Annotated in this window: 9 protein-coding genes; 8 read left to right on the top strand and 1 reads right to left on the bottom strand. The window is 70.5% G+C overall.

The genetic code is table 11. The features are described 5' to 3' along the window. Nucleotides 1–88 precede the first annotated feature (88 nt). The gene (locus tag ACIBTX_RS10695) at nucleotides 89–781 is read right to left on the bottom strand and encodes a GntR family transcriptional regulator (protein WP_357174254.1); all 693 of its coding nucleotides are present in this window, start codon (nucleotides 779–781) and stop codon (nucleotides 89–91) included. A 321-nt stretch (nucleotides 782–1,102) separates the two neighbouring features. Between ACIBTX_RS10695 and ACIBTX_RS10690 the strand changes: the two genes are divergently transcribed. From ACIBTX_RS10690 to ACIBTX_RS10655, 8 genes are all read left to right on the top strand, one after another. After that, a complete protein-coding gene (locus tag ACIBTX_RS10690) occupies nucleotides 1,103–2,509 on the top strand; it encodes an extracellular solute-binding protein (RefSeq protein WP_357173909.1) in 1,407 nt (468 codons plus the stop codon). Then, nucleotides 2,506–3,453, top strand: coding sequence for a sugar ABC transporter permease (locus tag ACIBTX_RS10685; RefSeq protein WP_357125004.1), 948 nt, complete (start codon nucleotides 2,506–2,508; stop codon nucleotides 3,451–3,453). Before ACIBTX_RS10690 ends, ACIBTX_RS10685 begins: the two co-directional genes overlap by 4 nt. Beyond that, entirely contained in the window at nucleotides 3,453–4,364 is a 912-nt protein-coding gene (locus tag ACIBTX_RS10680; RefSeq protein WP_396832369.1) for a carbohydrate ABC transporter permease, read from the top strand. Before ACIBTX_RS10685 ends, ACIBTX_RS10680 begins: the two co-directional genes overlap by 1 nt. After that, a complete protein-coding gene (locus ACIBTX_RS10675; protein ID WP_357124998.1) occupies nucleotides 4,364–5,431 on the top strand; it encodes an ABC transporter ATP-binding protein in 1,068 nt (355 codons plus the stop codon). Before ACIBTX_RS10680 ends, ACIBTX_RS10675 begins: the two co-directional genes overlap by 1 nt. After that, complete coding sequence (locus ACIBTX_RS10670) at nucleotides 5,431–6,507, top strand: ABC transporter ATP-binding protein (RefSeq protein ID WP_357124995.1); 1,077 nt, start codon at nucleotides 5,431–5,433, stop codon at nucleotides 6,505–6,507. The genes ACIBTX_RS10675 and ACIBTX_RS10670 overlap by 1 nt, the downstream gene beginning before the upstream one ends. Nucleotides 6,508–6,635: 128 nt before the next feature. Beyond that, the gene (locus ACIBTX_RS10665; protein ID WP_396832368.1) at nucleotides 6,636–8,096 is read left to right on the top strand and encodes an NAD-dependent succinate-semialdehyde dehydrogenase; all 1,461 of its coding nucleotides are present in this window, start codon (nucleotides 6,636–6,638) and stop codon (nucleotides 8,094–8,096) included. A 63-nt stretch (nucleotides 8,097–8,159) separates the two neighbouring features. After that, on the top strand, nucleotides 8,160–9,410 hold the full coding sequence (locus ACIBTX_RS10660) for an iron-containing alcohol dehydrogenase (protein WP_357124989.1): 1,251 nt from the start codon (nucleotides 8,160–8,162) through the stop codon (nucleotides 9,408–9,410). A gap of 69 nt (nucleotides 9,411–9,479) precedes the next feature. Beyond that, nucleotides 9,480–12,551 carry a hypothetical protein gene (locus tag ACIBTX_RS10655; RefSeq protein ID WP_396832367.1) on the top strand — a complete coding sequence of 1,024 codons (3,072 nt, stop codon included), beginning with the start codon at nucleotides 9,480–9,482 and terminating at the stop codon, nucleotides 12,549–12,551. Nucleotides 12,552–12,554: the final 3 nt, after the last annotated feature.

Here is a 12,554-nt window from a genome sequence, read left to right as displayed (position 1 = left end):
CTGCTTCTCCTCGCGTCTGGTGGCGGGTGGTGGAGATCCAATCCGATCCGATCCGGTGGCGATAGCATTCCTCGACCCAGCCCACCCGTCAAGCCTCTACCGCCATCGATTCCGCGTCCGTGACCTCGTCGAACAATCGCCGGAACCGGTCGCCGGAGCGCAGGATGTGCCGACGCATCGCGTAGGCGGCGGCGTCGGGGTCACGCGCGGCGATCGCGGCCACCACGTCCTCGTGCTCGGCCATGGCCAGGTGGGTGACCTGGGCGTCGTGGTGCAGCCGGAAGAGGTGCACGTGGCTGTGCAGACGGGCGAGCGCCTCCCGGATCACCTGGTTCTCCGCGCTGCGGGCGACCAGGTCGTGAAACGCGGCGTCGCGGAGCCCGAAGGCGCCGTACGCCGCGGGCCCCTTGCCCCCCTCCAGCTCGGCCATCTCCTCCAGCATCCGTCGCAGGCCGGTCACCTGTTCCACCGAGGCGCGTTCGGCGGACCGGCGCGCCGCCGCGGGCTCGAGCAGCAGGCGGACCTCGAGCATGTCCTCGAATCGGTGGCGGGTGATCTGGGGAGGGATGCGGTAACCGGCGTGGGGCACCCGCACGACCAGCCCCTCGGCCTCCATGCGGTTCAGGGCGTCCCGGATCGGCGTCTGGGAGACTCCCAGCTCTCGCGCCAGGACGTCGATCGTGACGCGGGAACCGGGTTCGATCCGTAGCGACATCAGCTGCCCGAGCAGCGTGTCGTACACCTCGTCGGCGAGCCGGCCGCCCGATCTTCCCACCGACATTCCTCCCGTCACGGCCTTGCGGCCCCGCGCGATCATCGCTCCGTCGTCCATCGTGACGTGAGGTCCCTTCTTGCGCCGTTGCGGCCTGTTGACATCAGTCACAGCGCTGCGGCATGCTGACGCCCCCACCAGATCGTATAGGAAAAGTGGCGGATGATCTTCATTCTCCACCTCGCGGCGCAGTTCTGACGCCGGCCCTCACGACGGCCCGGCGCCACGCCCAGAAAACCCAGCAACCGCTCGGCGAAGCACATAGCGAGGCCTAGAAGTCCCCATCCAGAAAGCAGGCATAACATGCGCGCTCAGAAGCGAATAGGACGAATGCCCGTTCCCGGTCGCAAGGCACGGCTGGCGACGGCGGCCATGCTGCTGGTGGCCACGACCCTGGCGGCGTGCGGCGGCGACAAGGACGACGACGCGAAGGCGAGCGCCCCCAAGGCGCCGGCGGCCGTCCCGGAGCTCAGCAAGGACCCGCTGACCCTCAGCTTCATCTGGTTCGACTGGCCGCCCGCCCAAGCGCTGGAAGCCTTCGCCAACGCGGAGTACAAGAAAGAGCGGCCGAACGCGACCATCAAGGTCAACACTGTGCCGAACGCGAACTGGCACGACGCGATGTTCACCCAGTTCGCCGCGCGCAAGACCGACTTCGACATCGCGATCCTGGACTCGCAGCACATCGGCGAGGCCGTGACGAACGGCAACATCCTCGACCTCACGGACTTCGTCAAGAACAACATCGAGGTGCAGGCCTACGACCCGTACCTCCTGGCGGCCTACGGTCAGTTCCCCCAGGCGGAGACCGGCAAACGCGACGAGAACGCCAGCCTCTACGGGCTGCCGCTGCTCGGCGACACCTGGACGATGATCTACCGCAAGGACCTGATCGGCGACAAGCCGCCGCAGACCTGGGACGAGATGATCTCGGTCGCCGGGAAGTGCCAGGCGGAGCACCCCGGCGTGAGCGGACTGGCCTTCCACCAGGCCAACGGCTCCGACGCCGCGGCCGTCACCTACAACACCGTGAACGGCGTCTACGGCGGCAACCTCTGGGACCCGAAGGCACGCAAGATCCAGGGCGTCCTCAACGACGCGGCCGGCCAGGAGGCGATGGACGTCCTGGTCAACAAGATGAAGCCGCTGACCGCCAAGGGCTCCGGCAACTGGTTCATCGACGAGACGAACGCGGCCGTCGCCCAGGGCAAGGCGTGCATCGCGTTCAACTGGATCGCGGCGAGCGGCGGCCTGCTCGACCCGAAGCAGTCGACGCTCGGCACCACGCGCGAGCAGATCCTCGACAAGTTGGGCTTCGCCACCCTGCCGACCCAGAAGACCAACCTCGTCCCGCTCGGCGGCATGGGCATGCACATCTCGGCCTACTCCGGCGCGGCGAACCAGGCGGAAGCCCTGAACTTCATGAAGTGGTTCGAGCGGGCTGACGTCCAGAAGAAGTGGGCCGCCGCCGGTGGCGTGCCATCGCGTACCGACGCGATCCAGTCACCCGAGTTCCTCAACGCCGGGCCGTTCAACAAGGTGTACGCCGACTCGGTCCCGCGCATGCGGGACATGTGGAACGTGCCCGAGTACGCGCGCCTCGTCGACATCGAGAACACCAACGTGAACGCGGCCCTCAACGGCGCGAAGAGCCCGAAGGACGCGCTCGACGACATCGCCAAGGAGCAGCAGAGCGTGCTCGACTCGAGCAACCGCAAGGGCGGCGGCGGGCTGTGAGCGACGCCCCTCTGACGACCGAACACCCCGGGCAGGTGGCGTCCGCGACGCCACCTGCGCCGGGTCGGTCCCGCCGGTTGAGCGACCGTGGGCTCGCCGTGGCCTTCATCTCCCCCTCGCTCCTGCTGTTGCTCGCCATGTCGGTCTTCCCGTTGCTGTGGTCGTTGTACCTGTCCTTCACCGACTACTCGGCCACGCGCGGGGGTCCCGCCGAGTTCGTCGGGTTCGGGAACTACACCGCCATCCTGACGTCGGCCCAGGTCCACACGAGGGCCCTGACGACTCTGGTCTATGTGATCGGCGCGGTCTCCCTGCAGACCGTGCTCGGGTTCGGCATCGCCTACCTGATCTCCCGGCGCACGCGCGGGCGCGGCGCGCTGACCACCCTGTTCCTGGTCCCGATGATGCTGTCGCCGGTCGTGGTCGGGTTGTTCTGGCGCTTCATGCTCGACGCGCAGTTCGGCGTGGTCAACAGCATGCTCGGCTCGGTCGGCCTCGGGCAGGTGGAGTGGCTCACCCGGCAGCGGACGGCCCTGATCTCGCTGATCGTGGTCGACACCTGGCAGTGGACGCCGTTCATCATGCTCATCGCGCTCGCGGGCCTCAGCGCGGTGCCCAAGTACCTCTACGAGGCCGCCTCGATCGACCGCGCGTCCGAGTGGTTCAAGTTCCGCACCATCACCCTGCCGCTGGTGTGGCCGCTGCTGCTCATCGCCGTGATGTTCCGGGCCATCGAGGCGTTCCGGCTGTTCGACCTCGTCTACATCCTCACCAACGGAGGCCCGGGGGTCTCCACCGAGACGTTGTCGTTCCACATCTACAAGGTCGCGTTCCTGGGCTTCAACACCGGAACCGCGTCAGCGTACGGAATCCTCATGGTCCTCGTCGTCATCGTCCTCACGCAGCTCTACCTGCGTTATCTGAACAAGCTCAAGGAGGACTGATGGCCGTCTCCGTCGACGAGGCCGTGTCCACCGGTCCGGCCGGGGACCACACACCTCCCGCGCGCCGCCCCGGCGGCCGGGGCCGCTCCGCGGTGGAGGTGGTGCTGCTGACCGTGCTGGCCGCCGTGATGCTCTTTCCGGTGCTGTGGATGATCGAGACGTCGATCAAGGAGAACCGGGACGTCTACGCCATCCCGGCCAAGTTCTTCGACTTCGCCGTCACGTTGCAGCATTACAAGGACGTGTTCGTCGCCCAGGGCGACGGCCGCACGCCCGTGTCCGTCAGCTTCCTCAACTCCTTCTTGGTCGCCGGCGCCTCCACGGTGCTGGCCACCGTGCTGGGAGTCCCGGCGGCCTGGGCCTACTCACGATTCGCCGTGAAGGCCAAGAAGGACCAACTGTTCTTCATCCTGTCCACCCGCTTCATGCCGCCCGTGGTGGTGGTGATCCCGATCTTCCTCATGTACCGCCAGGTCGGACTCATCGACAACAAGATCGGCCTGATCCTCATCTACGCCGCGTTCAACGTGCCGTTCACGATCTGGATGATGAAGGGGTTCGTCGACGAGGTGCCCGCGGAGTACGAGGACGCCGCCATGCTCGACGGCTACACCCGGCTACAGGCGTTCTGGCGATACACACTTCCCCAGCTCTTACCCGGCATCGCCGCGACGGCGGTCTTCGCGCTCATCTTCTCGTGGAACGAGTTCGTGTTCGCCATCTTCCTCACGTCCAGCGACAGCGTCCGGACGGCCCCACCCGCCATCGCCGGCCTGATCGGCGGCACCACCACCGACTGGGGTCTCGTGGCAGCCGCCTCCGTGGTGTTCGCCCTACCGGTGCTCATCTTCGCCTACCTGGTGCGCAGGCACCTCATCGCCGGTGTGACGCTCGGGGCGGTGCGACGCTGATGGCGGGTATCGAGGTAACCGCGCTGCACAAGCGCTACCCGGACGGCACGGTCGCGGTCGAACAGGTGGACCTGTCCATCGGCCACGGCGAGCTGTTCGTGATGCTCGGCCCGTCGGGCTGCGGCAAGACGACCACGCTGCGGGCCATCGCCGGCCTGGAGAGGCAGACGTCCGGCGACATCCGCATCGGTGACACGCTGGTCAATGATCTGCCGCCCGCCGAGCGCGACATCGCCATGGTGTTCCAGTTCTACGCCCTCTACCCGCATCTGCGAACCCGCGACAACCTGGCGTTCCCCCTGCGGGCCGAGGGACTGCCCAAGCAGGAGGTGCACGCGCGGGTCGAGGAGGCCGCCCGGCTGATGCGGCTCGGTGCCCTTCTGGACCGGCGACCGCGCCAACTGTCCGGCGGGGAGCAGCAGCGCGTCGCGCTCGCGCGCGCCCTGGTGCGACGACCGCGCGCGTTCCTCATGGACGAACCTCTCACCAATCTGGACGCCGAGTTGAGGGCGGACATGCGCACGGAGATCAAGCACCTGCAGGGGGAGCTGGGGGCGACGATGGTCTACGTCACCCACGACCAGGTCGAGGCGATGTCGCTCGGTCACCGGATCGCCATCCTCAACAAGGGCCGCGTGGAGCAGATCGGCACGCCGCTGGAGGTCTACGACCGCCCGGCGAGTCTCTTCTGCGCCGCGTTCATCGGCTCCCCGCCGATGAACCTGGTCGACGTGGAGGTGGTCGACGGCATGCTGCACAGTCAGGGCGGACTGGTCCTCACACCACCGTCAGGCCTGCCGCGCGATCGTCGCCTGGTGGCCGGCGTCCGGCCGGAGGCGCTGGAAGTCACCGCGCCAGGGACGGAAGGCACGATCCCGGCCCGAGTGGTCTCGGCGGAGTGGCTGGGCGACGAAATCATCTACGTGGTCGACCACGGCGGCGAGCGCGACGTACGGGTTCGGATGCCACCGACCATTCGTTTCGCCCCCGACGCGAAGGTCGGGCTGCGGCACACCGGCGGAACCCCGGCGGTCTACGACGTGCGCACGGAAGAGCTGGTGGCCTGATGGGAACCGTGGCAGCGCACGGGCTGCGCAAGTCCTTCGGCAAGGTCCAGGCCCTGGACGGGGTGACGCTCGACGTGCCGGACGGCTCGTTCTTCGTCGTGCTCGGGCCCTCCGGGGCGGGTAAGACGACGACCCTGCGGGCGATCGCCGGCCTGGAGAAGCTCGACGCGGGTTCGGTGCACCTGGACGGGAGAGACGCGACCGCTGACGCGCCGGCCGAGCGGGACCTGGCCATGGTCTTCCAGAACTACGCCCTCTACCCGCGACACACGGCGTACGAGAACATCGCCTCACCGCTGCGGGCACGCCGCCGTTCGGCGAGCGAGATCGCGGCCGCCGTCGAGCAGATGTCGAAGCTGCTGCACATCGAACGTCTGCTGAAGCGTCGTCCCGCCCAGTTGTCCGGCGGTGAGATGCAGCGGGTCGCGCTGGCTCGGGCGCTGGTCCGCAGCCCCCGGGCTTTCCTCATGGACGAGCCGCTGACGAACCTCGACCTCAAGCTCCGCGTCGAGATGCGCACCGAGCTCACCCGTATCCACCGGAGCCTCGGCGCGACCTTCGTCTACGTGACCAACGACCAGGTCGAGGCCCTGTCCATGGCCGATGCGGTCGCGGTCCTCAAGGAGGGGAAGGTGCAGCAGGTCGGGACACCGACCGAGGTGTACGAGCGTCCCGCCAACCAGTGGGTGGCGGGGTTCGTCGGGAGCCCGCCGATCAGCCTGCTCGCCTGCCGCGCCGAGGGGGATCGTCTGGTCGGTGCGGACGGCTGGACGTTGCCTCGGCCCCACTGGACCACTGCCGAGGAAGGTCGTGCGCTGCTGCTGGGCGTACGCGCGGAGGACCTGTCCGTCGAGCAGCGCGGGGACGCGTCGTTGTCGGGAGAGCTCTACGGGCTCGAGCCGCTCGGCGACCGCACGGTGGTCGACGTCCGGGTGGGAACCGAGATCCTCAAGGTCAAGGCACGACCCACCATCACCGGTACGCCGGGCGAACGGCTGTCGGTCACGGTCGACCTGGACCGTGCGCACCTGTTCGACGCGGACACCGGGCTGTCGCTGTCCGAGGCGGGGCGGTAACCGCGCCGGACAGACCGAGACACCTTCGCCCCCGCCCCGACGAGGGCGGGTGACCCGTCCGTCCACCCGCACGGCGCGATCGCTGGGGCACTCCGCACAGCACCACGAAGATCACAGGAGGCGACGCAATGAGTGACCCGATGACCGTCCTGGCCCCCGAGCACCGGCGGCTCCGCATCGGCGACGCCTGGCGCGACGCCACGAACGGGGCCACCTTCGCCGTCGAGGACCCGGCCACCGGCACGACCATCGCCGAGGTGGCGGACGCCGACGTCGTCGACGGGCTCGCCGCCCTGGAGGCGGCGAGCACGGCGATGCCGGGGTGGGCGGCGACCCCACCACGGAAACGGTCGGAGTTGTTGACCGCGACGTACCGGGCACTGGTCGAGCGGTCCGAGGAGGTCGCCCGGCTGATCACGCTGGAGATGGGCAAGCCACTCGCCGAGGCTCGGGCGGAGGTGTCCTACGGCGCGGAGTTCTTCCGGTGGTTCGCCGAGGAGGCGGTCCGCGTCGAGGGTCGCTACAGCGCCGCCCCCGCCGGCGGATACCGCATCCTTACCGTGCCGAAGCCGGTCGGACCGTGTGTCTTCGTGACGCCCTGGAACTTCCCGTTGGCCATGGGCGCCCGCAAGATCGCTCCTGCGCTGGCCGCCGGCTGTACGACGATCACCAAGCCCGCGGGCCAGACGCCGCTCACCATGCTGTTCCTGGCCCGCCTCATGGAAGAGGTGGGCGTACCGCCGGGCGTCGTCAACGTGGTGACCACCAAGCGTTCCGGCGCGGTGGTCTCGGCGCTGCTGGCCGACAACCGGACCCGCAAGCTGTCGTTCACCGGGTCGACCGAGGTCGGACGCGTGCTGCTCCGGCAGGCTGCGGACAACGTGCTGCGTACCTCGATGGAACTTGGCGGCAACGCGGCCCTGATCGTGTGTGCGGACGCCGACCTGGACGTCGCCGTCGACGGCGCCATGGTGGCCAAGATGCGCAACATCGGGGAGTCCTGCATCGCGGCCAACCGGTTCTACGTCGAGGAGCCGGTGCGCGAGGAGTTCACGGCGCGCTTCGTCGAGCGGATGGGCGCGCTGTCGGTGGGTCATGGTCTGGACGACGGCGTGGACGTCGGGGCGTTGATCGACGAGGCCTCGGTCACCGCGATCGACGAGCTCGTCGGCGACGCGGTGGATCGGGGCGCCCGGGTGCTGGTGGGCGGCAAGCGTCCGGATGGGCCGGGCCACTTCTACCCGCCCACCGTGGTCGTCGACGTGCCCGACGACGCGCGGATGCTGCAGGCGGAGATCTTCGGTCCGGTTGCGCCGATCATCTCGTTCACGTCCGACGACGAGGTGCTGGCGAAGGCCAACGACACCGAGCACGGCCTGGTCGGGTACGTCTTCACCCGTGACCTGCGGCGGGCGCTGAGGTTCACCGAGGGGCTGGAGACGGGGATGGTCGGCATCAACCGTGGTCTGATCTCGGACCCGTCAGCTCCGTTCGGGGGCGTGAAGCAGTCCGGCATCGGCAAGGAGGGGTCGCACGAGGGCATCCTCGAGTACCTCGACCTCACCTACGCGGCGATCGACCTGCCGTGACCGGCCCGCCGCCCCGAGCTTGCGCCCGCACATCGCCGCCGACGTTCCGAAAGAGGCACCGACATGCTTGAGACCGTCCGCGGACCGCGCCAGCTCATCGTGGGCGAAGGGGTCGCGCAGAACATCCCCCGGGTGGTGGCCGAGAGTGGATCGCGGGTCCTCGTGGTGACCGACCAGGTTCTCCTGGGCCAACCGGGCGTCGCCGAGATCGTGGCCGCCGTGCGGGAGCGGGTCGACGTCGTCGAGGTGTTCTCGGACGCGACGTCGGACGTGCCACTCTCCGACGTCGCCGTGGCCGTCGCGGTCGCCAACGAGATGGAGGCCGACGTGATCCTCGCCATCGGGGGTGGCACGGTGATCGACCTCGCCAAGATCGTCGGCGTCATCCGACGCCACGGGGGGACGCCGCGCGACTTCTACGGCGAGTCGAGGGTGCCGGGGCCGACCCTCCCCCTCGTCGCGGTCCCGACCACGTCCGGGACCGGTTCCGAACTCACCCCCGTCTCGGTGTTGACCGACCCGGACCGCGAGCTGAAGGTAGGGGTCTCCAGCGTCCACATCGTGCCCGACTTCGCCATCGTGGACCCCGAACTCACCTATTCCTGCCCGGCGACCGTCACCGCCCACTCCGGCATCGACGCGTTCTGCCACGCCGTGGAGAGCTACACCGCGCGACCCCGTGCCCACGGACCACGCGACCCGGTGGAGCAGGTGTTCCTCGGCCGTAACCCGATCACCGACCACTACGCGCTCCTGGCCGCGGAGCGGATCGCCCGGAGCCTGCGTCGTGCGGTCCGCAACGGCGGCGACCGGGACGCGCGCGCGGACATGTCGTACGGGTCGATGCTCGCCGGGCTCGCCTTCTCCCACGCGGGCAACGCGGCCCCGCACGCCCTCCAGTACCCCATCGGCGCGGCCACGCACACCCCGCACGGCCTGGGCGTCGGACTGCTCCTGCCGTACGCGTTGGACGCGGCCCGGGATGCCATCGAAGACCGGTTGGCGATCCTCGCCGGGGTGTGCGGGCTGGACGTGGCCGACGCCTCCGATGCCGAGGCCGCGGACGCGTTCCTCACCTGGCTCGACGGTCTCCTCGCCGACATCGGTATCCCCCGCACCCTGGCGGACATCGGCGTGGCCCGCGCCGACCTGCCACGTTTCGCGGAGATGGCCACCGGCGTCACCCGCCTCATCCAGAACCACCCGGGCCCGACCGACACCGCCAGCCTGACCGCGATCCTCGAAGCGGCCTGGACCGGGGACCGGACCCGACACGTCCTGACTCCGAGCGGAGATGGTGCCGGCAACGGGTAGCCCGACGACGCTCGCCGCCGGCTTCCGCGCGTCGAGGACGATGGCCGGTGCGACCACTACCATGCGAGCGTGGCTCACGTTGCCCAGCCTCGCAGGCCGTACCCGCTGCTCGTCGCCGTGGCGATCGTGGTGGCGCTCGGCGCGGCCACGGCCTGGGCGGTCGGCGACACGCTGGGGCTGAGCCACTCCCCCGCCGCCGTGCCGGGCGAGGAGGCGGTCGCGGCGCCGGCGCGGACGCCCGCGCCGGTCCCGCCGTTGACGTCCCTCGTCGTACCCGACAATCCCCGGCTCACCAAGGCCGCGACCGCCGTCGCCGACGCGGTCGTCTTCCGCGGCCGGCCCCGGCCGGTGCTCGCCCCGGCCGGGTCCGCGACCACCGCGCCGGGCACCGGTACGGCGGGCGGCGGGCCCCCCGACCTGTCCGCGGTACGCACGCTGCGGGCGGGCGTGCTGGCCGCGCTCGGTGGGACGCCCGAGTCGTACCGGCTCGACGTGCGTGGCACCGAGTTGGCCGTCCAGGGCGGTGATGTCGCGGGCGTGGCAGCCGGGATGTACCAGCTGGCCGACCGGATCCGCTCCGGAGTGGAGGCGCTCCCCCCGGCGGACACCGGCCGGGTGGTCACCCCCCGGCTCGGCCTGCGGCTGACCGACGCCGGTTCGGTGGGCCGCGAGCCCGACCCGGCCGCCTTCGCGGCCGGCGACGACTACGGCCTGAACACCGACGTGGTCGCGTCGGCGGTGCTGCCCCGAGCGCCGTGGGTGGACGCCGCCGCGGTGGCCCGCATCGACGCGCAGTTCCGCCAGCTCGTCGACCACTCGGTGGCGCAGGGCTACAACGGGATCGTCGTGCCCGGCTTCCTGGAGTACGTCACGTTCGCCACGGTCGGCGACGGACGCGCGGTCTATCCGCCCGGCGACCCGCACGTCGACCGGGCGCGGGCGATGGTCACGGCGTTCGGGCCCGTCTTCCGGTACGCCGAGGACATGGGGATGAAGGTCTTCCTGCTGACCGACATGCTCGCGGTGTCGCCCCCGGTGGAGGCGTACCTGACGCGGACCGTCGGCGGCCTCGACGTGGCCGACCCACGGCTGTGGGCGGTCTACCAGGCCGGCCTGGCCGAACTGTTCGAGAGCATGCCGTTCGTCGACGGCCTCATGGTCCGCATCGGCGAGGGCGGCGAGGTGTACGCCGGAACCGGCTGGGACTACTCGTCCCGGCTCGCGGTCACCACGGAAGCGTCCGTACGCGCGATGCTGCGGGCGCTGCTGGACACGGCGGGCCCGGCCGGAAAGGAGATCATCTTCCGGACCTGGACGGTGGGCGTCGGCGCGGTCGGCGACCTGCACACCAACCCGGAGTCGTACGCGCAGGTCCTCGGCGGGCTCGACGACCCGCACCTGATCGTCTCCACCAAGTACACCCTCGGCGACTTCTACAGCCACCTGCCGCTGAACACCACGCTGCTGGGCGGCCCACACCGCCGCATCGTGGAGTTCCAGGCCCGGCGCGAGTTCGAGGGGTTCGGCTCGCTGCCCAACGACCTCGGCCCGCTGCACCGCCAGGCGCTGCGCGCGTTCCTCGCCGCCAACGCAAACGTCGAGGGCGTCTGGAACTGGACCCAGGACGGCGGACCGCTGCGCGCCGGGCCCATGTCGCTGTACCTGCGCGCCGGGTTCTGGCAGCTCTACGACCTCAACACGTACGCCGTCGGCCGCCTTGCCTGGGATCCGCAGGCCGACCCGGCGCAGGTGACGGCGGACTGGGCGTACCGCACGTTCTCCGCCGACCCGGGCACCGTCGCCGCGATCGGGCAGGCCATGGCGCTGTCCCGCCCGGCGGTCACCAGGGGCCTCTACATCGGTCCGTACGCCGACCGCTCGGTACGGGCGCTCGGGCTGGAACCGCCGCCGATGATGTGGATCTTCGAGTGGGACATCCCGACCGGCGACTCCGCGTCGCTGGACAGCATCTACGCGGTGACCGGCGGCCGCGTCGACGAGGCGATCCAGGAGGGTACGCAGGCCGTCGCGCTGGCCCGGCGCATGCGCGACCTGGTGGCCGCGACCGACCCGGCGACCTGGCGGGACGCCGAACTGCGCGGACGCTTCACCGCGACGCTCGACTACCAGGTCGACCTGTTCGAGACGCTGAGCGCGTACCGGACCATGGTGCTGCGGCACGCGCAGTGGCTGGACACGGGCGCACCGGCCGCCCGTCACGACTGGCGGCGGGCAGCGGCGACGTACCAGGATGCGCGCGACGCGCACCGGCAGCGCTACGGCGCCGACCTGGACCTGCCGGCGTACAACTTCACCGCCGCCGACCTCGGGGCGCGGCGTGCCGACCGGGACCCGGCGATGGCCTGGGCCGCCCGGGCGCTGCTCGCGTCGATCCTGCTGGTGCTGCTGCTCGGCCTGCGCGGGCGCGGGTTCGGCGCGGCCGCCGCGCGCGGATTGCTGCTCGGCGCGCTCCGGCCGTGGCGGGTCGCCGCGCTGCCGACACCCCGCACCCGGGCGGACCGGCTGATGGTGTGGCTGGTCCCGGCCGTGGTCCTGGTGGCGAGCCGGCTCGTGTTGACCTGGTTCGCCGCGCCGGTACACCTGCTGGCCACCCTCGGTGGATGGGCGCTGTTCGCCCTCGTCGTACGCCTCGTCGTCGGCCGTCGGGATCCGTTCCACCTGTGGGCCGCGCTCGGCGGCGTCGCGCTGCTGCGCAGCGTCCTTCTCCTGGCAGCGCTCGCCCTGCGCGGACCCGGCGGCTACTGGTTCGCCTTCTGGACCGCGCCGGGCCTGCGCGCGGCGTACGTCACCGTCGCGTTCGCGGCGTTCTGCTGGCTGTTCGTGGTCACGGCGGTGGTTCTGCGGGACCGCTACGGCCTGCGTCGCGCAAGCGCGGTCGGACTGACCCTCACCGCCGTGGGCGTGCCGCTGGGCGCACTGTCCGCCCTGGTCTCGGCGGTGGGCCTGGAACGCGCGCTGACGGTGTGGAACGACCAACTCGCGCTGCTGCCCTGGGGCCTGTCCCGCATCCTCGGCATCACCGTCTACCTCGGCATCCCGGCCCAGCTTCCGGCATACACCGCCACCGCCGGGATCGCCCTGGTCGCCGTCGGTCTGCTCCTGTCCCTCGGCCGCGAGTAACGC

The sequence above is a fragment of the Micromonospora sp. NPDC049359 genome (assembly GCF_044466585.1).
Classification (GTDB): Bacteria; Actinomycetota; Actinomycetes; order Mycobacteriales; family Micromonosporaceae; genus Micromonospora.
This window is presented reverse-complemented; position numbering and strand designations above follow the sequence as displayed.

Excerpts from the sequence above, each read along its gene's own strand:
- ACIBTX_RS10660 (WP_357124989.1), top strand. The coding sequence starts at position 8,160 with ATGCTTGAGACCGTCCGCGGACCGCGCCAGCTCATCGTGGGCGAAGGG.
- ACIBTX_RS10675 (WP_357124998.1), top strand. The coding sequence starts at position 4,364 with ATGGCGGGTATCGAGGTAACCGCGCTGCACAAGCGCTACCCGGACGGC.
- ACIBTX_RS10665 (WP_396832368.1), top strand. The coding sequence starts at position 6,636 with ATGAGTGACCCGATGACCGTCCTGGCCCCCGAGCACCGGCGGCTCCGC.
- ACIBTX_RS10695 (WP_357174254.1), bottom strand. The coding sequence starts at position 781 with ATGTCGGTGGGAAGATCGGGCGGCCGGCTCGCCGACGAGGTGTACGAC.
- ACIBTX_RS10680 (WP_396832369.1), top strand. The coding sequence starts at position 3,453 with ATGGCCGTCTCCGTCGACGAGGCCGTGTCCACCGGTCCGGCCGGGGAC.
- ACIBTX_RS10670 (WP_357124995.1), top strand. The coding sequence starts at position 5,431 with ATGGGAACCGTGGCAGCGCACGGGCTGCGCAAGTCCTTCGGCAAGGTC.
- ACIBTX_RS10690 (WP_357173909.1), top strand. The coding sequence starts at position 1,103 with ATGCCCGTTCCCGGTCGCAAGGCACGGCTGGCGACGGCGGCCATGCTG.